This window comes from Pseudarthrobacter sp. RHLT1-30-1 (assembly GCF_059383415.1).
The window spans coordinates 115,782-135,333 of sequence record NZ_JBWZCG010000004.1 but is presented as its reverse complement, the minus strand read 5'-3'; the positions used below and the strand labels follow the sequence as shown (position 1 = coordinate 135,333).

The following is a 19,552-nucleotide window of genomic DNA, read 5'->3' as shown; positions in this document are numbered from 1 at the left end:
CGTGGCCCTGCCGCCGTCGGGGTCCTTGACGGGCGCCGACCTGGGCAGGATCGATGCCCAGCTGGCGGCGACGGACCTGCTGCTGGCGCGGAACTATCCGGGCGACGACGGCACCCGGCAGCCCGTGCACACCGTTTATGTCCCGGCCGACCGGTTCACTCCGGGCTTCGCCGCCGACTGGGGTGCCCAGGCGCTGGCTGCCGCCGACGCCCACGGCGGCCTCGAACGGCTGGGCGCCCTGCTCGGCCAGGACGCCGCCCTGGCCGCCGCCGTCGCATCCCGGGTGGCCGCGAAGCTGGGCAGCGAGCCGATCGAGGATCTGCGGCTGGACTTTGAGGACGGCTACGGGAACCGGGGTGACGACGCAGAGGACGCCGACGCCGTCGCGGCTGCGGCCGCCGTCGCCGCTGCGGTGGCGGACGGCAGCGCCCCGCCGTTTATCGGGATCAGGTTCAAATCCTTCGAGGCGCCTACCCGGGCCCGCGGGCTGCGCACGCTGGATCTGTTCGTCTCCGGCCTGGCCGCCGCCGGCGAGCTCCCGGCAGGCCTGGTCCTGACGCTGCCGAAGGTCTCCACGGTGGCGCAGGTGCAGGCGATGGCGTTCGCCGTGTCCCGGCTGGAGGAACTGCACGCGTTGCCGGCCGGCCGGCTGCGGTTTGAGGTCCAGGTCGAAACGCCGCAGCTGATCCTGGGCCCGGACGGCACGTCACCGGTGGCGCAGCTGCCGCACACCGTCCCCGGGCGGATCAGCGCCCTGCACTACGGCACCTACGACTACTCGGCATCCCTGCAGATCGCCGCGGAATATCAGTCGATGGAACACCCGGTGGCGGACTACGCCAAGGAGGTGATGCAGCTGGCCGTCGCGGGCACCGGCATCCGGCTCTCCGACGGGTCCAGCAACGTCCTGCCCGTCGGCGACGCCGTGCTGGACGCCTGGCGGCTGCACGGCCGGCTGGTCCGACGCTCGCTGGAACGCGGCTACTACCAGGGCTGGGACCTGCACCCCGCCCAGCTGCCCAGCCGCTTCGCCGCCACCTACGCGTTCTACCGGCAGGGCCTCCCGGCCGCGGCCGCGAGGCTCCGCCATTACGTGGAGCGCACGGCGGGCGGCGTGCTGGACGAACCGGCCACGGCCAGGGCGCTGGCGGCCTTCATCCTGCGCGGCCTCCAGTGCGGCGCCGCGGACGCGGCGGAAGTCCACGAACTGACCGGCCTCGGCCTGCCCGGGCTGACCGTCCTGGCACACCCCCGGCTGGCACAGGCCGCCGATTCCGCAAACCACTGACCCCGTCCCTGACCTTTTCACAAAGGAACGCACCCATGAGCAACTACTTCTCCCCCGACGGCGGCCTGCCGCCGCAGACCCAGCTCCTCACCGACCGCGCCGTGGTCAAGGAAGCCTACACGGTCATCCCGAAGGGGGTGCTGCGCGACATCGTCACGTCCAACCTGCCCGGCTGGACGAGGACCCGCGCCTGGATCATCGCCCGGCCCATCGCCGGATTCGCCACCACTTTTTCGCAGCTGATTGTGGAGGTCGCCCCGGGCGGCGGCAGCCAGAAGCCTGAGGCGGAGGCCGGCGTCGAAGGCGTCATTTTCCTCACCAAGGGCGAGCTGACGTTGACGCTCGACGGCGACGTCCACCACCTGGAGGCTGGTGGCTACGCCTACCTCGCAGCGGGCTCGGACTGGAAGGTCTCCAACGATGCCGACGGTATCGGCCCTGGGGCCGGTGGCGCCGCAGGCGACACCGCAGACGATGCGGCCAGGGGCGACAGCGCGGGGGCTGCCAGTTTCCAATGGATCCGCAAGGCCTATGAGCCGCTTGCGGGGTATACGGCGAAGTCCTTCGTGACCCGGGACCAGGACGTCGAGCCGCGGCCCATGCCGGACACCAACGGCGTCTGGGCAACCACGCGTTTTGTGGACCCGGACGATCTGGCCCACGACATGCACGTCAACATCGTCACATTCCAGCCCGGCGGAACCATCCCGTTCGCCGAAACGCATGTGATGGAACACGGGCTCTTTGTCCTGGAGGGCAAAGCTGTCTACCGGCTCAACGACGACTGGGTGGAAGTCGAGGCCGGGGACTTCATGTGGCTCCGCGCCTTCTGCCCGCAGGCCTGCTACGCCGGCGGGCCCGGCCCGTTCCGCTACCTGCTCTACAAGGACGTCAACCGCCAGATCCGCCTCACCTGAGCAGTCTGCCTGCCGCAGGACGCCGGCCGACCGCCGAACCTGCTTGGCGGGGCTTGCTAGCCTGAGGGTGTGAAATACGAGTCCCTGTGGATTGGAATGCTCGTTGGCGCCGCCATCGGTTTTGCCGTCGGTGTGGCCACCGTCGACAAGCCGTTCACCGGCCTGTTCATCGGCCTTGCCGTCGGCGCGCTGGTGGGCCTGGCGGCCCGGAAGGACCCCACCAAGGGGTAAGTCCAGGACCAAGCCGCCCACACCCGGAAAGAATCCGCCATGACGTATTCCGTGAACTGCTCCATCCTGCTGACCGAATTGCCCCTGCTCGAGCGGCCCGCCGCGGCCAAAGCCGCCGGCTTCGACGCCGTCGAGTTCTGGTGGCCCTTCGCGTCGTCGGTTCCTGGCGACGCCGAGCTCACCCGCTTCGAGCGGGCGATCACCGATGCGGGTGTTCGGCTCGCCGCCCTCAACTTCAATGCCGGGAACATGCCCGCCGGAGACCGGGGCCTGGTGTCCTGGCCGGGCCGCAGCTCCGAGTTCAAGGACAACGTCGACGTCGTGGCCGGCATCGGCGGACGGCTCGGCTGCACGTTCTTCAACGCCCTCTACGGCAACCGGCAGGACGGGCACACCCCGGAGTCCCAGGATGAACTGGCGGTCGCCAACCTCGCGGCCGCGGCTGCCGGCGTGGCCGGCATTGGCGGCACCGTACTGATCGAACCGGTCAGCGGTGCCCCGCGGTACCCGCTGCTTACGGCCGAGGACGCCCTCCGGACCATCTCCCGCGTGGAGGAGGAAACGGGGACGGAGAACATCAAGTTCCTCGCCGACTTCTATCACCTCTCCGTCAACGGCGGCGATGTGGCAGCGGTCATCGAAAAGCACGCCCCCGACTTCGGCCACATCCAGATCGCCGACAGCCCGGGCCGCGGTGCTCCCGGAACCGGCGGGCTGCCCCTTGGCGAATGGATCGCGCACAGCCGCCGACTCGGCTACGCGGGCTACATCGCGCTTGAGTACAAGGCACCCGCGGCGACCGCCTTCGACTGGATCACCCGCGAGCGCCTGCCCGCCTGACCGCCCTTGTGACGGCACCGCACCGGTGCGCCAGCCCAGGCAACAGGCAGCAGGCATCGGCCCGCACCGTTGCTCACGTCCGCCGGCCGCCGGGCCTGCCCCGACTGCGGTCCGGGGGCACGTTGCCGCGGACACGCCGGGCGCCAGCCTGATTTTCGACGTCGACGCCCGCAAAGTGCCCCTCGACGGTCCACCGCCCGTCAGTTCACCGCCGCGGACCGGCGTCGACGGGTCACGGCTGCGCACCGGCGTGGCGACCTCGTCAAATCAGATGTCCTCGCGGCGCATACTTTGACGGAGCCCGAAAGCAAGGTAGACACATCTATAGCGGAAACGGCACCGCTAGGGACCGGGCAGTATCTCGGCCCGGCAGCGCGGACCCCGGCTGCAGAACCGCAGCGGAAAGCAAGGAGCCTGAATGCCTGAAGAGACCTTCGACCTTGTCATCCGGGGCCGGCGCGTCCTGACGCCGGACGGGATCGCGCCGCGCGAGATGGGGGTGCGCGGCGGCAAGATCGTTGCCCTCGAACCGCTCGGCAGCGGGCTCTCCGGTGCCGGGGTCATTGAACTCGCGGACGATGAAACCCTGGTTCCCGGGCTCGTGGACACCCACGTCCACGTCAACGAACCGGGCCGCACCGACTGGGAGGGCTTCGCCTCGGCAACCCGGGCCGCGGCGGCCGGCGGCGTGACCACCATCATCGACATGCCGCTCAACAGCATCCCGCCCACCACGACGGTGGAAGCCCTCAAACTTAAACGCGAGGTCGCCGAGGACCAGGCGTTCGTTGACGTGGGATTCTGGGGCGGCGCCGTTCCCGGCAACAAGGCGGATCTCCGCCCGCTGCACGACGAGGGCGTCTTCGGCTTCAAGTGTTTCCTGCTGCACTCCGGCGTCGACGAGTTCCCCCAGCTGGACGCCGAGGAGCTGGAAGAGGACCTGGCCGAACTCCAGTCCTTCGACGCGCTGATGATCGTCCACGCCGAGGACCCCCGCGCGATCGACCGGGCGCCGCACGCGGCCGGTGCCGAGTACGCCAAATTCCTGGCGTCCCGGCCGCGCGGCGCCGAAAACAAGGCGATCGCCGAGGTCATCGAACGCGCCCGCTGGACCGGTGCCCGCGCCCACATCCTGCACCTGTCATCCTCTGACGCCCTGCCCATGATCGCCAGCGCCAGGCGCGACGGCGTCCGGCTCACCGTGGAGACGTGCCCGCACTATCTCACCCTGATGGCCGAGGAAATCCCCGACGGGGCCACGGCCTTCAAATGCTGCCCGCCCATCCGGGAGGCCTCCAACCGGGAACTGCTCTGGCAGGGCCTCCAGGACGGCACCATCGACTGCATCGTCTCCGACCATTCGCCCAGCACCCTGGACCTCAAGGACCTGGAACACGGCGACTTCGCCGTGGCCTGGGGCGGCGTCTCCTCGCTCCAGCTCGGCCTGTCGCTGATCTGGACTGAGGCACGCCAGCGCGGCATCGCGCTGGAGCAGGTGGTGTCCTGGATGGCCCGGAAGCCCGCCGAACTGGCCCGGCTGACTAATAAGGGCCGGCTCGCGCCGGGGTTCGACGCCGACTTCGCCATCTTCGCGCCCGACGAGGCCTACGTGGTGGACGCGGCCAGGCTCAAGCATAAGAACCCCATTACCCCCTACGACGGCAAAACCCTCTCCGGCGTCGTCCGCAGAACCTTCCTGCGCGGGCAGGAGATCGACGGCCGCACACCGCACGGCAGACTGCTCCGCCTCGGCGCAAGCTGAGGGACCGGTGGAAGCTGAGGGCCCCGGTGGAATACAGCATCCGACCCAGTGGTTGTGCAACGGAAGACGGCCATACCCGTAGCTAAATTCCGACGAACCCGAAGGATCCCCATGAGCCTCAACCCCACCATCAAGCTCCAACCCGGAACCCCCGCCCCGGACTTCACCCTCCCGGACGCAACCGGCCACAAGGTTTCGCTGGCCGATTACCGCGGCAAGAACGTGATTGTGTACTTCTACCCGAAGGCAGCAACCCCGGGCTGCACGACCGAGGCCTGCGATTTCCGCGACAGCTTGGCCTCCCTGCAGGGCTCCGGCTACGAGGTGCTGGGCATCTCCCCCGACGCCACCGAGGCGCTGGCCCGGTTCAGCGGCGACTTCTCGCTGTCCTTCCCGCTGCTTGCCGATGAGGACCACGCCGTGGCGCTGGCCTACGGCGCCTGGGGCGAGAAACTGGTCAACGGCGAAGTCACCGAAGCGATCGTCCGCTCCACCGTGGTCCTGGACCCCGAGGGCAAGGTCAAGCTGGCGCAGTACCAGGTGAAGGCGCAGGGACACGTCGCCGCGCTGAAGGAAACACTGGGCGTCTAGGCCGCTGCATTTCCGCGGCGGTTTCGGTCGCACGCGCCCCGGATCCCCGGCGCGCAGGTCGGAAACCGCCGCGAAAACTGGCTACCCCCAGATCCCCCGGCGCGCCGGTCCGAAAGCGCCGCGAAAACCGGCTACACCCGCGTCCCCGCCACGATGGTGGCCGTGGAGCGGAGCCGGATGGCGCCGTCGTGTTCGTAGCGGCCCAGCAGCGCGAAGACGTCGGAGCGGATCAGCTCCCGGGATTCCCGGTCTGCCGCCGCCAGTCCGACACCCACGGTGGTCGCGATCTCGGTCATGAAATCCCAGTAGAGCTCCGGTGTCGCGTGGACCAGGTCCGTGCTGACCTTACGCTCGCTCACCTCAACGAGTCCGGCCTCCCGGAAGACCCGGGCCATGTACCCCGGCGCGGCGCACCGGAACAGGCCTGGTGCGCCCGTCTTCGGCACCGGCAGCTCAGTATGGCGGGCTATCGTCCCGAGAATCAGGGTGGCCCAAGGGTTCTCGGCGGCCCGGCCCCAGACGGCGGCGCTGATCCGGGCGCCCGGCTTGGCCACGCGCGTCATTTCCTCCACCGCGGTGGACACCCGGGGAAAGAACATAAAACCGAAGCGGCAGAGGACCGCATCGAAAACCGCGTCATCGAAGGGCAGCTTGGCGGCGTAGCCGACGGTGGTGTGCACGTTTGCCAGCCCGCGGGCAACGGCCTTCTCGGCCGCGACCCGCAACATTCCTTCGGAGATGTCCAGCAAGGTAACGCTGCCGCGCGGCACGAGCGCGGCGGCCGTGAGACCCGGTTCGCCGGTTCCGGCTGCGACGTCGAGGACGGCGGCGTCCGGGCGCAACCGAGCCTCCTCGATGACCGCATCGCCAAAGGGGGCGTGCCAGCCGAGGACTTCTGCATCCCACTTCCGCCATCCAGTGGAGAACTCATCCCAGGTGGTGCGCTGCTGGTCCCTGATCCAGTCTGCCGAGGCTGACATGGCCGCTCCTTGGCTGTTCCGTGCCCTCCCCCCACTAGTTTGCTCCCACCGCCGCGGCGGTAGCAATGGTTGCCGGGGCAGTAGGCTTAACGGCATGTCTACCCCCGAAAACCCCGGCACCGCTGGCGAGCAGCACGTCCCCGAACGGCGCGACGTCACCGTACGCCGGGCGCCGAAATACGTGCCGTTCCTCGTCCTGGGCGGGCTCCTGGGCTTCGGCGTGGCGGCCTTCCTCGCCTACGGCCTCCCGGGCGACGAAAGCTACGACGCAAGCACCGTGTTCGGGTTCTTTATAATCCTGTGCGGTGCGGGCGGTGTGATTCTGGGTGGCCTGGCGGCGCTCATTCTGGACCGTCTGAGCGTCCGCCGGGCCAAGCGCGCCGTCGTCGAATCTGTCCCGGACTCCGTCCCGGACTCCGGCGACCAGCACGGGGCCTGAGCGGGCCGCAGGTCATAAACCGGCCGCCGGGAAAGTCCTAGCCCACAACGTGAGATAATCGACCAGTGGCACGCGGCGATGGAAAACTTTCTCATGACCTTCTCTCTGGCGAAAAAGGCCCTCAGGACGCATGTGGCGTCTTTGGGGTCTGGGCTCCCGGCGAAGAGGTTGCAAAACTCACCTATTACGGGCTGTATGCACTGCAGCACCGCGGTCAGGAGTCGGCTGGTATTGCTACCAGCGACGGCAAGCGGATCAACGTCTATAAGGACATGGGGCTCGTATCCCAGGTCTTCGACGAGACAACGCTAAATACCCTGACCGGGCACCTGGCCGTTGGCCACTGCCGCTACTCGACCACCGGCGCCAGCCACTGGGCCAACGCGCAGCCGACCCTGGGCGCGACGGCGACCGGCACCGTGGCGCTGGCCCACAACGGCAACCTGACTAACACCGCCGAGCTCAAGGCCATGATCGTGGACCGCAACGGCGGCCAGCTCACCGGCGAAATGAAACAGGGCAACACCTCGGACACCGCCCTGGTCACCGCCCTGCTGGAGGGCGAAGAGGGCAAGTCGCTGGAACAGACCGCGATGGACCTGCTGCCCAAGATCAAGGGCGGCTTTTGCTTCGTCTTCATGGATGAGGGCACCCTCTACGCGGCCCGCGACACGTACGGCATCCGCCCGCTCTGCCTGGGCCGGCTGGAACGCGGCTGGGTGGTTGCCTCCGAGCAGTCCGCCCTCGCCACCGTCGGCGCTAGCTTCATCCGCGAAATCGAGCCCGGCGAGTTCATCGCGATCGACGAGGACGGCGTCCGTTCCCAGCGCTTCGCCGAGGCGACGCCAGCCGGCTGCGTCTTCGAGTACGTCTACCTCGCCCGCCCGGACGCCTCCATCGCCGGCCGCTCCGTGTACGAGTCCCGCGTGGAAATGGGCCGCCAGCTGGCCCGCGAAAACACCCAGGAAGCGGACATCGTCATCCCGGTCCCGGAATCCGGCACCCCCGCGGCCGTGGGCTACGCCGAGGAATCCGGCATCCCGTTCGCCCACGGCTTCGTCAAAAACGCCTACGTGGGCCGGACGTTCATCCAGCCCTCGCAGACCCTGCGCCAGCTCGGCATCCGGCTCAAGCTCAACGCCCTCGAATCCGTGATCCGAGGCAAGCGTGTGGTGGTCGTCGACGACTCGATCGTCCGCGGCAACACCCAGCGCGCGATCGTGCGGATGCTCCGCGAAGCCGGCGCCAAGTCCGTGCACATCAAGATTTCCTCCCCGCCGGTCAAGTGGCCGTGCTTCTACGGCATCGACTTCGCCTCCCGGGCCGAACTGATCGCCAACGGCGCCACCGTCGAGGAGATCACCCAGGCCATCGGCGCCGACTCGCTGGCCTACATCTCCGAAGAAGGCATGATCGGCGCCACCCAGCAGCCGCGCGAACGCCTGTGCACCGCCTGCTTCACCGGCAAGTACCCGATCGAACTGCCGGGCGCCGACAAGCTGGGCAAGAACCTGCTCGAGCGCACGGATCTGGGAGGCCTCCCCGCGACTGCCGGCGCCGCGGCCCCGCTCGCGGCTGCCCCGGCCGCCGCTGTCCTTGCCGGCCCCGCCGGGGACGCCCCCGACGTCGACCCCGGCACCACCCTGGCTGACGACCCGGCGGACAAAGTCGGTGCCACCGGCTGTGACCCGGGTCCGGACGCTGAATTCGAAGAACTGCTCACCGATGCCGATCGTATTGATCGCCCCATCGCTGCCGACAAGAAAGAGCCCGTATGACTTCCGCCTCCCCGGCCGCTGACATGAACGCCGCCCAGAACACCGTCGGCATCACCTACGCCTCCGCCGGCGTCGACGTCGAAGCGGGCGACCGCGCCGTCGAACTCATGAAGGATGCCGTCAAGGCCACCCACAACTCCTCGGTGATCGGCGGCGTCGGCGGCTTCGCGGGACTGTACGACGTCTCGAAGCTGCTCACCTACAAGCGCCCGCTGCTGGCCACCTCCACCGACGGCGTCGGTACCAAGGTCGCCATCGCGCAGGCCATGGACATCCACGACACCATCGGTTTCGACCTGGTCGGCATGGTGGTCGATGACATCGTGGTGGTGGGCGCGGAGCCGCTGTTCATGACCGACTACATCGCCTGCGGCAAGGTGGTCCCGGAGCGGATCGCGGACATCGTCCGGGGCATCGCTGCCGCCTGCTCCGTGGCCGGCACCGCCCTGGTGGGCGGCGAGACCGCCGAGCACCCCGGTCTGCTGGGCGAACACGAGTACGACGTCGCGGGCGCCGCCACCGGTGTTGTCGAAGCCGCCGACCTGCTGGGCCCGGACCGTGTCCGCGCCGGCGACGTGGTGATCGGCATGGCTTCCTCCGGGCTGCACTCCAACGGCTACTCCCTGGTCCGCCGCGTCATCAACCACGCCGGCTGGGCCCTGGACCGCCACGTCTCCGAGTTCAGCCGCACGCTGGGCGAGGAACTCCTGGAACCGACCCGCGTCTACGCCGCCGACTGCCTGGACCTGGCCCGCACCTTCCCGGTGAACGGCGCCGCCGGCGGCCGGGCCGTGCACGGCTTCAGCCACGTGACCGGCGGCGGCCTCGCCGCCAACCTGGCCCGGGTCCTGCCGCAGGGCCTGATCGCCACCGTGGACCGCGCCACCTGGCAGCTCCCGGCCATCTTCCGGCTCGTCGCCGAACTGGGCAACGTGCCGCTGGCCGACCTGGAGCGCACCCTGAACCTGGGCGTGGGCATGGTCGCGATCGTCTCCCCCGAGGCAGCCGACGCCGCCGTGGACCGCCTGAACGAACGCGGGCTGCCGGCCTGGGTCATGGGTACGGTGGAGGAAAACTCCGACTCGATCATCAAGACCGGCCCGGACTACGTGCAGGGCGCCAAGGGCGTCGACGGCGGTGCCGTCCGGCTGGTCAACGCCTACGCCTGACCCCTCCCGCAACCCTCATCGAGTGCCCCATAAGTGCCGTTTTGAAGCGTCAAAACGGCGCTTGTGGAGCACTCGATCTGTGTTTCAGCCGGCTTAGACCTCCAGCACGCTGAAGACGCCGCCCTGCGGGTCCTCGAGGGTGGCGATAGTGCCGGCTTCCTCGTCCTCGTCCGGTTCAATCAGCACGGTACCACCGGCAGCCACCGCGGCCGCGACCGCGTCGGCGACGCTGGACACCCCGAAGTACACCTGCCATCCCGGCTTGAGTGTGTCTTCGGCCTCCCCGGGGACCGACGCGATCCCGGCCACTTCCGCGCCGTCCACCACCAGCGTGGTGTATTTTCCGCCGTCGTCCTGCGGGTATTCCGTCACGTCGTGCCCGAAGAGCTGCTGGAAGAACCCGACGGCGGCCTGCGGGTCGGGTGTCAGCAGTTCCGCCCACGCCAGGGACCCGGGTTCCCCGCTGCGGGCAGTGCCGAAGTGGCTTCCGGCCTGCCAGGCGCCGGTGGTACCGCCTCCGGGCGGGGCAAAGAAGACCATCACTCCGGTGCCGGCCACGTCCTCCGGGCCGAATTCCAGGGTGCCGCCGGCGTCCGCCAGGCTCCCGGCCAGCCCTTCGGCGTCGGCGGAGGCGAGGTAGACGTTCCACTGCCCGGGCGCTCTGGCGGCCGTCTGCTGCGGATTCTGCGGCGCGATCACGGTGACCAGGTCCGCACCCAGGAAGGCCTGCGCGTAGCTTCCTCCGTCCGGGGTGGGCAGGTCCTCGTAGCGCCAGCCGAAGATGGCGGAGTAGAAGGTCTTGGCCGCCCCGACGTCGCTGGTCTGGAGGTCCGTCCAGCAGACCTCCCCTTCGGTGAACCCCGTGCGCGTGGTCATGGCCATCCCTCCGGAAAGTTGGTGCGGGCCGGTGAATCCGGCAGCTTCAACCTAGCCTGAGGGTCCGGCCGGGACAACTGCGGTCGGCCTGATCTCCGGACGGACTGGACAGCTGCGGGTGATTGGCCGGGCGGTGATCCGCGGGCAGCAAAAAACCCGCCGTCCACGCCCGAATCGGGAGCGGCCGGCGGGCCTGAAATCATGTGGTCGGCAATCCGCTAACGGAAGAACATGCCGGGAAGAAGTCCGACTAACCTATCCGACGGGAATTAACCTCGTCGTCGTCCTCTTCCACATCGTCCGCGTACTTGTCCACATAAGCCGAATAATCTGGCTCAACCGGCTCGCTCGAGAAACGGCTCGGTGCACGAAGCTCAGAACTCTTGAGCTCACGCTGAAGCGCAGTGTAGTCAGTGTTCGGGGAGTAATACTTGATGTCCCGAGCCTGCTTGGTAGCTTTTGCCTTTTGACGGCCGCGCCCCATGGCGTGACCCCCTTTTGTACTCGGACCGGAGGTGGTCACCATTGGCGTTAGTGAGGCCCCGGAATGTTTGGTCAATTTGTCGTACACCTAGATTACATGCTTTCAGCGGTAACTGCTCCCTGGGACGGCCGCTGTGGGCAGAGTCGCACGCGGCACTGCCCGGGACGGCGTCGCCGCGGCGTGCGGCCCGCCCGGCATCTTCGATAGAGTTCCGTAGTGGACCCCCGGAAAAGGGTCCCTCCGGCGGGCGCTCAGCCGCGGAAAAATGCACGGAAGTGGTGAAGTCCCAGTGACCGAAGAGAACGAGAGGCCCGGCGGTACCCGCTGGCCCGGGGTTCGCCCTGCCGGCGGATCCGGCGAGCGGTCCGCCCCGGCAGGACGGCCCGTTGAGCCGCCTGCCGTCCCGCCGAAACCTTCGACGCCGCCGACGTCCGCGACGCCGGTTGTGCCGTCGGCCGCCCCGTCCACCCCGACTACACCGACTACACCGACTACACCGACTACACCGACTACACCGACTACACCGGCCAAGCCTGCCACGCCGGTCACCCCAGCCGCCCCGCGGCCTGTTCGCCCGTCCATCCCTCCCGTTGTCCGGCCCGACGCCGCGCAGCCCGGCACCCGCGAGCGTCGAGGCGGCCGAGCCACAGCGGGGGCCGCCACGGGTGCCGCCGGCGTTGCCCTGGCGGGGGCCACGAAGGCAGCTTCCGAAAAGGCCTCGCAGCTTGGCGGTCTGGTCCGCCGCCAGACACCTACCAGAATCATCGGCGCCGTCGCCGGCGTCGTCGTAATGGGTCTACTGATCTGGTGGTTGACGTCGTTGGGCGGTGGCAGCACCACGCAGCCTGCCGCGAACGCCTCCCCCGCTGCCGCCGCGCCGGCGTCCGCTCCCGCGAGCCGCGGGCCGCTACCGCTGGAGGGCGTCGGCCCACTGGACTTCCAGCTCGGCGACTGCTTCAAGGATTTTGACCCGGAGGCGCCGCAGTCCACCATCGTGGATTGCACCGCAGGGCACTCGGCGCAGCTGATAGCGATCGAAAGCTACGCCGCGGCCGACTCGTACCCCGGCCGGGATCCACTCAAAGAGAAGGCCCTGGACGTGTGCAAAGGAGCGCCGCTGACGGACAAGTCCGCAGACTACGTGCTGAGCTACAAGCTCGCCTACCCGAGCTCCTCGAGCTGGGATAACGGCGACCGCCGGGTGGACTGCTACGTCACCGCGGACACCGGTAACGTCATCATGGAATCGCTGGTTTCGTAGGACGTGCCGGCGAGCCCTCGGATTTCTGCACCAAAGAAACTGCCAGCCGGACAATCGTCCGGCTGGCAGTTTCGTATTTGACGTGGGGCCCCTTACCCCTTGCGGCTGACGGAAAGCCCGCTGCCGGTAGCGGCGCCGCCGTCGGGCCGGTCCGTCGCCGGCGCGCCGCCCATGGTGAGTTCCGTGAGGTCCGGGGCGGTGTCCACGAGCACGGTGTCGCCGTCCACGATTTCGCCGGCCAGGATGGCCTTGGCCAGCCGGTCGCCGATTTCGCGCTGCACCAGCCGGCGCAGCGGCCGGGCGCCGTAGGCGGGGTCGAATCCGGTCAGCGCGAGCCAGGCTCGGGCACCCTCAGTCACCTCCAGGTTGAGCCGGCGGCCCTTCAGCCGTTCGCCCAGCTCCTTGACCTGCAGTTCCACGATCCGGGACAGCTCCTCGACGCTCAGCGGGTCGAACAACACCACTTCATCGAGCCGGTTCAGGAACTCCGGCTTGAAGGACGCGTGCACGGTGGCCATCACGGCTTCACGCTTGGCGTTCGCGTCCAGCAGCGGGTCCACCAGGAACTGGCTGCCCAGGTTGGAGGTCAGGACCAGGATCACGTTGCGGAAGTCCACCGTGCGGCCCTGGCCGTCGGTGAGCCGGCCGTCGTCGAGCACCTGCAGGAGGATGTCGAAGACCTCGGGGTGGGCCTTCTCGACCTCGTCGAGCAGCAACACGGAGTACGGGCGGCGGCGGACGGCCTCGGTGAGCTGGCCGCCTTCCTCGTAGCCCACGTAGCCGGGAGGGGCACCGACGAGGCGGGCCACGGAGTGCTTCTCCGAGTATTCGGACATGTCGATCCGGACCATGGCCCGTTCGTCGTCGAACAGGAAGTCCGCCAGAGCCTTCGCCAACTCGGTCTTGCCGACGCCCGTGGGGCCGAGGAACAGGAAGGAGCCGGTGGGCCGGTTGGGGTCGCTGATCCCGGCCCGGGCGCGGCGGACGGCGTCGGACACCGCGGTGACAGCCTTGCTCTGGCCGATCAGCCGCTGGCCCAACACCTGCTCCATTTCCAGCAGCTTCTGGCTCTCGCCCTGCAGCATGCGGCCGGCGGGGATGCCGGTCCAGGCCGAAATTACTTCGGCGATGTCGTCGGCGGTCACCTGGTCGGCCACCATCTGCCCGGACTTGTCCGACACCGCTGCCTCTGCCGCGGCGGCAGCATTCAGTTCCCGCTCCAGGGCGGGGATTTCGCCGTAGAGCAGCCGTGATGCCTTGTCCAGATCGCCTTCTCGTTCAGCCTTTTCCTCTTGGGACCGCAGTTCATCAAGCTTTGCGCGGAGGTCGCCCGCCCGGTTCAGGCCGGCTTTTTCGGTTTCCCAACGGGCGTTGAGGGCCGCCAGCTCTTCCTTCTTGTCCGCCATGTCCGCGCGAAGGGCGGCCAGGCGCTCCACCGACGCGGGATCGCTCTCGCCGGTCAGGGCCAGCTCCTCCATGGTCAGGCGGTCCACCTGGCGGCGGAGCTGGTCGATTTCCTCCGGGGCGGAATCGATTTCCATCCGCAGCCGGGACGCCGCCTCGTCCACGAGGTCGATCGCTTTGTCCGGCAGCTGGCGGCCGGAGATATAGCGGTTGGAGAGGGTGGCGGCGGCGACGAGGGCCGAGTCCGAGATGGAGACTTTATGGTGCGCCTCGTAGCGCTCCTTCAGTCCGCGCAGGATGCCGATCGTGTCCTCCACGCTCGGCTCCCCGACGAAGACCTGCTGGAAGCGGCGTTCCAGCGCGGGATCCTTCTCGATATTTTCGCGGAACTCATCCAGCGTCGTCGCGCCGATCAGCCGGAGCTCGCCGCGGGCCAGCATCGGCTTGAGCATATTTCCGGCATCCATGGAGCTGTCCCCGCTGGCGCCGGCCCCGACGACGGTGTGGATTTCATCGATAAAGGTGACGATCTGGCCTTCGGAGCTCTTGATTTCCGCGAGGACTGCCTTGAGCCGCTCTTCGAATTCGCCGCGGTATTTGGCGCCAGCCACCATGGAGGCCAGATCCAGGGCGATAAGGGTCTTGCCGCGGAGGCTCTCGGGGACGTCGTTGGCGACAATCCGCTGGGCAAGTCCTTCCACGACGGCGGTCTTGCCAACGCCGGGCTCGCCGATGATGACCGGGTTGTTCTTGGTCCGGCGGCTCAGCACCTGGATGATGCGGCGGATCTCGGCGTCCCGGCCGATGACCGGGTCCAGCTTTCCGGAGCGGGCCATCGCGGTGAGGTCGGTGCCGTACTTCTCCAGTGACTGGAAGGAGTTTTCGGGGTCCGCGTTGTCGACCTTGCGGTCGCCGCGGACACCCGGCAGGGCGGCGAGCAGGGCCTCGTGCGAGGCGCCGGATTCGCGCATCAGCTTGCCGACGGCGTCGCTTCCGGACGCGAGGCCCAGCAGCAGGTGTTCGGTGGAGACGTAGCTGTCGCCGAGCCGCTCGGCCTCATTCTGGGCGTTTTTGAGTGCCTGGAGCGCGGTGCGGGACATCTGTGGCTGCTGCACCGAAGTGCCTGAAGTGGCCGGGAGGGCCTTGATGGCGGTGCTGGCCTGGACGCTGACGGAATCCGGGTCCGCCCCCGTGGCACGAAGGAGCGCTACGGCGACGCCCTCGCGCTGGTCCATGAGCGCCTTGAGCAGATGGGCAGGCTCGAGCTGGGGGTTGCCCGCCGTCGAGGCGTTCATGGCGGCAGCCGCAAGCGCCTCCTGGCTCTTGGTGGTGAATTTGGCGTCCAAAGAGAGCTCCTTCCGGGAACATGCTGATACTAAAGTTGAGTCTACTCCGCTCAACTTTGCAGGTGGGCCCTTTGGCTCCATGTTTGCCGACAGCGAAACGGCTGTCTAGGGCCGGAGTCCCCGCGGCGGCCGGCGCATCCCCCCGGGGACATGCCCTCCGCTCGCGCGGGCGCGGTGGCGGCGCGAGGCTGGACATGCCCTCCGCTCCCGTGGAGCACTGGACATAGTCCAAATATGCCCACTGCGCAGGCCCAGGACTGGACATGTCCCCCGGGGGCCGGGGGCGGGGCCCAGGACTGGACATGTCCCCCGGGGGGTGGGGCGCAGGAGTGGACATGTCCCGTTAAACCCATTCGACGGTCGGCCCCCCCAAGGAGCCGACCGTCGAATGATGGGTGCCGGTCCGATGTCGGCGGACCAACTCCACGAAGCGGTCGGGAGACCGCTCCTGCAGGGAATTTAGCTGTTCGTGCATCATGTCACACATATGACAAATCTGTCACGCGCTCTCGCAATGTTTCCCGTGGGTAGTCTTTGATCATGAACGAGACAGCGGCAGCGCAGCACCCCACCACCCGATCCGTCTTTCTGGACAAGGAGCACCCGGCCGCCTGGCGCGCCCTCAACGGGCTGGGCCTGAAAGCGAAAGAGGCCGCGGAAGAGGCCGGCATTGACCGGACCTTGATCGAACTGCTGAATGTCCGCATCTCGCAGATCAACGGCTGCGCGTACTGCCTGGACCTGCACGTGGGGGACGCCGTAAAGAATGGTGAAACCGCCCAGCGTCTGGCCGTTCTCCCGGCCTGGCGGGACACCGACCTTTTCACCGAAAAGGAACGAGCCGCCCTGACCCTGGCCGAGGCCATCACCAACATCTCGGACGCCACCGCCCGCGAGCACGAGGGTGCCGCAGCCCGGAGGCACCTCACGGACGGTGAATTCTCGGCCGTCAGCTGGCTGGTGATCACCATGAACGCTTTCAACCGCGTTTCCATCGTCAGCCAGCACCCGGTCCGCAAGGACCGCGGCTAGCCCGCCCGGCCCGGCCCTGCACCCCTGACGCCGTCACGCCGGGTAGATCGACACCGCCGCCGCCTTGACCACGAAGTAGACCTCCAGGCCGGGAACCAGGCCGAGGTCGGCGGAGGCGGCCGGGGTGACGTCCGCGGACAGCTCGCCGGCCCGGACCCGGATCTGGTCCCCGTGCGGCTCGAGGTCGGTCACCCTGACACGGAAAGAGTTCCGCGGGCTGCCATGCGCCTCGCTCAGGAACACCGACACGGCCGACGGCGGGAAAGCGGCCACGCCCGCCTGACCGGCGAGCAACGGGGCGTCATGCTGGCCGGCGAACTCAAGACCCTCGGCGGACCGGATCCCGGCCGACGTCGCGGTCCCCGACACCAGGTTCAGGCCGGCCAGCCCGGCGGCGAAGCGGCTGCGCGGCCGCCGGAGGACGTCACGGGTGGGTCCGTCCTCGGTGATCCGGCCCTCCTCCATGACGATCACCCGGTCCGCGAGCATGTAGGCGTCCAGCACGTCATGCGTGACGATGATGGCACGCCGCCCGGCCAGGACCCGCTTGAGCAGCCGGCGCAGCAGGGGGGCCGCATGGATGTCCAGCGCGGACAGCGGCTCGTCCAGCAGCAGGACGTCCGGGTTCACGGCCAGGGCACGCGCGGCCGCGACGCGCTGCGACTGCCCGCCGGACAGCTCCCCCGGCCGCCGCTCGGCGAGGTCCGCGGCGTCGACCTCGGCCAGCCAATGCCGGGCGGACTCCCGCGCTTCCCGTCGGGGAACCCCCGCGCTCCGGGGCCCAAAGGCAACGTTTTCCAGTGCGCTCAGGTGCGGAAACAGCAGCGGATCCTGGGCCAGCAGGGCGGTTCCGCGGCGGTGCGGCGCGGTCCAGCTGTGCACGCCTGCGCCAAGTTCGAACAGGATCCGGCCGTTCACCTCGGAGCGGCCGGTGTCCGGGCGGAGCAGGCCCGCGATCACGGCGAGCAAGGTGGATTTTCCGGCGCCGTTCGGGCCGAGAACGGCGACCGTCTCGCCGGGCGCCAGGCTCAGCGACACCTCGAAGCGGCGGTCGGCGAGGGAGGCGTCGAAAGTGAACGTCATGACGGCGCCCGTTCGGGCGTGCCGGCCCGGGCCTTACTGCGGGCGGGACTGCCCGGCCCGGGTCCCCGGTAGGACAGTCCGACGACGACGACGGCGACCACGACCAGCAGCAGGGAGAGCGCGACGGCGGCGTCGGCGTCGGTCTCGCGCTGCAGGTAGATTTCCAGCGGCAGCGTGCGCGTGACGCCCTGCAGGCTTCCGGCGAAGGTGAGGGTGGCGCCGAATTCGCCGAGGCTTCTGGCAAAGGACAGCACCGCCCCGGACGCGAGCCCGGGCAAGACCAGCGGCAGCGTGACCCGGCGCAGCACGGTGCTGGGCCTCGCGCCGAGCGTTGCCGCGACAGCTTCGTACCGGCTTCCGGCCGAGCGCAGAGCCCCTTCCAGGCTGACCACGAGGAACGGCAAGGCCACGAAGGTCTGGGCGAGCACCACCGCCGTCGTTGAAAACGCGATCTGGATCCCGGCGATCTCGAGGGTCCGGCCCAGCAGGCCCTGGCGGCCGAACGCGTAGAGCAGCGCGATGCCGCCCACTACCGGGGGCAGCACCAGCGGCAGCAGGACGAGGGAACGCAGCAGCCGCTGGCCCGGGAAGTCGGCGCGGGCCAGCACCAGCGCCAGCGGCACTCCGAACAGCACACACAGCGCGGTGCTCGCAGCGGCGGTGCGCAGGCTCAGGCCCAGGGCCGTGAGGGAGGATTCGGAGGTGACCAGCGGGATGAATTGCGGCCAGTTGACCCGGGAAACCATGGCCGCGAGCGGCAGCAGCACCAGCAGCGCCCCGACGGCGGCCACGCCCATGACCCAGCGCGGGACGCCGTGGTAGGCACTGCGACTCCGGTGCATCATGGGTTTCCGGGGGTTCCGAAGCCGGCGCCGCTGAGGAGCTGCCGGCCTGCGGGGCCCGTGACCGCCGCAATGAAGGCGGCCGAGAGGTCCTTGTTCCTGCTGGTCCGCAGCGCGGCGATCGGATAGGTGTTTACTGCCGTCGCGGACTCGGCGAAGGGGATCTCCTTCACCTTGCCGCCGGCGGCCAGAACGTCCGTGACGTAGACCAGCCCGGCGTCGGCCTCGCCGGAAACGACCTTGCCCAGGACATCGGTGACGGACGATTCCTCACTCACCGGCGTCAGCGTGATGCCGGCTTCCTTCTCGACCGTCTGCGCGGCCGCGCCACACGGAACCTGGGCCGCGCACATGACAACCTTCACCCCCGGCCTGGCGAGATCGGCGAAAGCGGCGATCGACGCCGGGTTCACCGGGGGCACCGCGATGGTCAGCACATTGGTGGCGAAGTCTTGGGGCGATCCCTCCACGAGCGAGGCCGCGGAGAGCTTGGCCATGTTCCGGGCATCGGCGGAGGCAAAAACGTCCGCCGGTGCGCCCTGGCTGATCTGGGTGGCCAGGTCGGAGGACCCGGCGAAGCTGAGGGTCACGGTGGTTCCCGGGTTCCGGGCCTCGAACTGCTCGGCGAGCGCCGTGAACGGGGCCTTGAGCGAGGCCGCGGCAAAGACCGTGATGGCCCTGCCGTCGCTGCGGGCTTCCCCCGGCGCGCCGCAGCCGGCCAGGCCGACGGCCAGGGCGGCAGCCAGGCAGCCCGCTGCCAGCCGGGCGCCCGCCCTCCGGCCCACCCCCAGGCCGGGCCTCATATGATGCCCTTGCCTTTGGGAGTTTCGATGATCACCGTGGTGGCCTTGACGACGGCGGTCGCGACCGAGCCGAGTTCCAGCCCGAGCTCGCGCACGGCCTCGCTGCTCATCAGGGACACCACCCGGAACGGCCCGCACTGCAGTTCCACCTGGGCCATCACGGTGTCCGCGGTGATGGCGGTGACCAGGCCGACGAAGCGGTTGCGGGCCGAACTGCCTGCCTTGGCCGGGTCCTCCGGGAGCTGGGCCTGCTCCCGGGCGAGCCGGGCGAGTTCCAGCCCGTCGACGGCGAGCCGTCCGGCGTCGTCACGGTGCGGGGTCAGGCTGCCGTTCTCGGTCCAGCGCCGGATGGTGTCGTCGCTGACGCCCAGCAGACGGGCCGCCTCGGAAACGCGAATATTAGGCATAGGGAAACTGTAGCCCGCA

General features: G+C 69.0%; 19 protein-coding genes. 11 read left to right on the top strand and 8 right to left on the bottom strand.

Going from position 1 to position 19,552, the window contains the following annotated elements:
* The first annotated feature begins 1 nt into the window (after nucleotide 1).
* The 6 genes from AC50YM_RS05255 to bcp all read left to right on the top strand — a co-directional run bounded on the left by AC50YM_RS05255 (nucleotide 2) and on the right by bcp (nucleotide 5,629).
* Nucleotides 2–1,288: a DUF6986 family protein gene (locus AC50YM_RS05255; RefSeq protein ID WP_494955920.1), complete on the top strand. Its 1,287-nt coding sequence runs from the start codon at nucleotides 2–4 to the stop codon at nucleotides 1,286–1,288.
* A 35-nt stretch (nucleotides 1,289–1,323) separates the two neighbouring features.
* Nucleotides 1,324–2,205, top strand: coding sequence for a (S)-ureidoglycine aminohydrolase (gene allE, locus AC50YM_RS05250; RefSeq protein ID WP_494955919.1), 882 nt, complete (start codon nucleotides 1,324–1,326; stop codon nucleotides 2,203–2,205).
* A 69-nt stretch (nucleotides 2,206–2,274) separates the two neighbouring features.
* On the top strand, nucleotides 2,275–2,436 hold the full coding sequence (locus AC50YM_RS05245; RefSeq protein WP_494955918.1) for a hypothetical protein: 162 nt from the start codon (nucleotides 2,275–2,277) through the stop codon (nucleotides 2,434–2,436).
* Nucleotides 2,437–2,475: 39 nt separating this feature from the next.
* Nucleotides 2,476–3,276, top strand: coding sequence for a hydroxypyruvate isomerase family protein (locus AC50YM_RS05240; RefSeq protein WP_494955917.1), 801 nt, complete (start codon nucleotides 2,476–2,478; stop codon nucleotides 3,274–3,276).
* 418 nt (nucleotides 3,277–3,694) lie between these two features.
* Nucleotides 3,695–5,038: an allantoinase AllB gene (gene allB / locus AC50YM_RS05235; RefSeq protein ID WP_494955916.1), complete on the top strand. Its 1,344-nt coding sequence runs from the start codon at nucleotides 3,695–3,697 to the stop codon at nucleotides 5,036–5,038.
* A 111-nt stretch (nucleotides 5,039–5,149) separates the two neighbouring features.
* The gene (gene bcp / locus AC50YM_RS05230; RefSeq protein WP_494955915.1) at nucleotides 5,150–5,629 is read left to right on the top strand and encodes a thioredoxin-dependent thiol peroxidase; all 480 of its coding nucleotides are present in this window, start codon (nucleotides 5,150–5,152) and stop codon (nucleotides 5,627–5,629) included.
* A 131-nt stretch (nucleotides 5,630–5,760) separates the two neighbouring features.
* Here bcp and AC50YM_RS05225 read toward each other — a convergent pair whose 3' ends face one another.
* Entirely contained in the window at nucleotides 5,761–6,609 is an 849-nt protein-coding gene (locus AC50YM_RS05225) for a class I SAM-dependent methyltransferase (RefSeq protein WP_494955914.1), read from the bottom strand.
* A 94-nt stretch (nucleotides 6,610–6,703) separates the two neighbouring features.
* Between AC50YM_RS05225 and AC50YM_RS05220 the strand changes: the two genes are divergently transcribed.
* The 3 genes from AC50YM_RS05220 to purM all read left to right on the top strand — a co-directional run bounded on the left by AC50YM_RS05220 (nucleotide 6,704) and on the right by purM (nucleotide 9,995).
* A complete protein-coding gene (locus AC50YM_RS05220; protein ID WP_494955913.1) occupies nucleotides 6,704–7,048 on the top strand; it encodes a hypothetical protein in 345 nt (114 codons plus the stop codon).
* A 65-nt stretch (nucleotides 7,049–7,113) separates the two neighbouring features.
* Nucleotides 7,114–8,826 carry an amidophosphoribosyltransferase gene (purF, locus tag AC50YM_RS05215; protein WP_494955912.1) on the top strand — a complete coding sequence of 571 codons (1,713 nt, stop codon included), beginning with the start codon at nucleotides 7,114–7,116 and terminating at the stop codon, nucleotides 8,824–8,826.
* Nucleotides 8,823–9,995 carry a phosphoribosylformylglycinamidine cyclo-ligase gene (gene purM / locus AC50YM_RS05210; RefSeq protein ID WP_494955911.1) on the top strand — a complete coding sequence of 391 codons (1,173 nt, stop codon included), beginning with the start codon at nucleotides 8,823–8,825 and terminating at the stop codon, nucleotides 9,993–9,995. The genes purF and purM overlap by 4 nt, the downstream gene beginning before the upstream one ends.
* 93 nt (nucleotides 9,996–10,088) lie before the next feature.
* Here purM and AC50YM_RS05205 read toward each other — a convergent pair whose 3' ends face one another.
* Nucleotides 10,089–10,871: a VOC family protein gene (locus tag AC50YM_RS05205; protein WP_494955910.1), complete on the bottom strand. Its 783-nt coding sequence runs from the start codon at nucleotides 10,869–10,871 to the stop codon at nucleotides 10,089–10,091.
* Between the two features lie 250 nt (nucleotides 10,872–11,121).
* A complete protein-coding gene (locus AC50YM_RS05200) occupies nucleotides 11,122–11,355 on the bottom strand; it encodes a DUF3073 domain-containing protein (protein ID WP_494955962.1) in 234 nt (77 codons plus the stop codon).
* Nucleotides 11,356–11,644: 289 nt separating this feature from the next.
* On the opposite strand from AC50YM_RS05200, the gene AC50YM_RS05195 reads away from it, so the two are divergent.
* The gene (locus tag AC50YM_RS05195) at nucleotides 11,645–12,616 is read left to right on the top strand and encodes a hypothetical protein (RefSeq protein ID WP_494955909.1); all 972 of its coding nucleotides are present in this window, start codon (nucleotides 11,645–11,647) and stop codon (nucleotides 12,614–12,616) included.
* Nucleotides 12,617–12,708: 92 nt separating this feature from the next.
* Here the strand turns inward: AC50YM_RS05195 and clpB are convergent, their stop codons facing one another.
* Nucleotides 12,709–15,366 (bottom strand): ATP-dependent chaperone ClpB, encoded by a 2,658-nt coding sequence (clpB, locus tag AC50YM_RS05190; RefSeq protein ID WP_494955908.1) that lies wholly within the window; start codon nucleotides 15,364–15,366, stop codon nucleotides 12,709–12,711.
* Nucleotides 15,367–15,906: 540 nt separating this feature from the next.
* Between clpB and AC50YM_RS05185 the strand changes: the two genes are divergently transcribed.
* Nucleotides 15,907–16,398, top strand: a complete 492-nt coding sequence (locus AC50YM_RS05185; protein WP_494955907.1) for a carboxymuconolactone decarboxylase family protein — start codon at nucleotides 15,907–15,909, stop codon at nucleotides 16,396–16,398.
* Between the two features lie 33 nt (nucleotides 16,399–16,431).
* On the opposite strand, the gene AC50YM_RS05180 is transcribed toward AC50YM_RS05185, so the two are convergent.
* The 4 genes from AC50YM_RS05180 to AC50YM_RS05165 are packed head-to-tail and all read right to left on the bottom strand — an operon-like array spanning nucleotide 16,432 to nucleotide 19,533.
* A complete protein-coding gene (locus tag AC50YM_RS05180; protein ID WP_494955906.1) occupies nucleotides 16,432–17,481 on the bottom strand; it encodes a sulfate/molybdate ABC transporter ATP-binding protein in 1,050 nt (349 codons plus the stop codon).
* On the bottom strand, nucleotides 17,478–18,326 hold the full coding sequence (locus tag AC50YM_RS05175) for an ABC transporter permease (protein WP_494955905.1): 849 nt from the start codon (nucleotides 18,324–18,326) through the stop codon (nucleotides 17,478–17,480). Before AC50YM_RS05175 ends, AC50YM_RS05180 begins: the two co-directional genes overlap by 4 nt.
* A complete protein-coding gene (gene modA / locus AC50YM_RS05170) occupies nucleotides 18,323–19,126 on the bottom strand; it encodes a molybdate ABC transporter substrate-binding protein (protein ID WP_494955904.1) in 804 nt (267 codons plus the stop codon). The genes AC50YM_RS05175 and modA overlap by 4 nt, the downstream gene beginning before the upstream one ends.
* Nucleotides 19,123–19,533, bottom strand: a complete 411-nt coding sequence (locus tag AC50YM_RS05165) for a TOBE domain-containing protein (protein ID WP_494955903.1) — start codon at nucleotides 19,531–19,533, stop codon at nucleotides 19,123–19,125. Before AC50YM_RS05165 ends, modA begins: the two co-directional genes overlap by 4 nt.
* Between the last annotated feature and the right edge of the window lie 19 nt (nucleotides 19,534–19,552).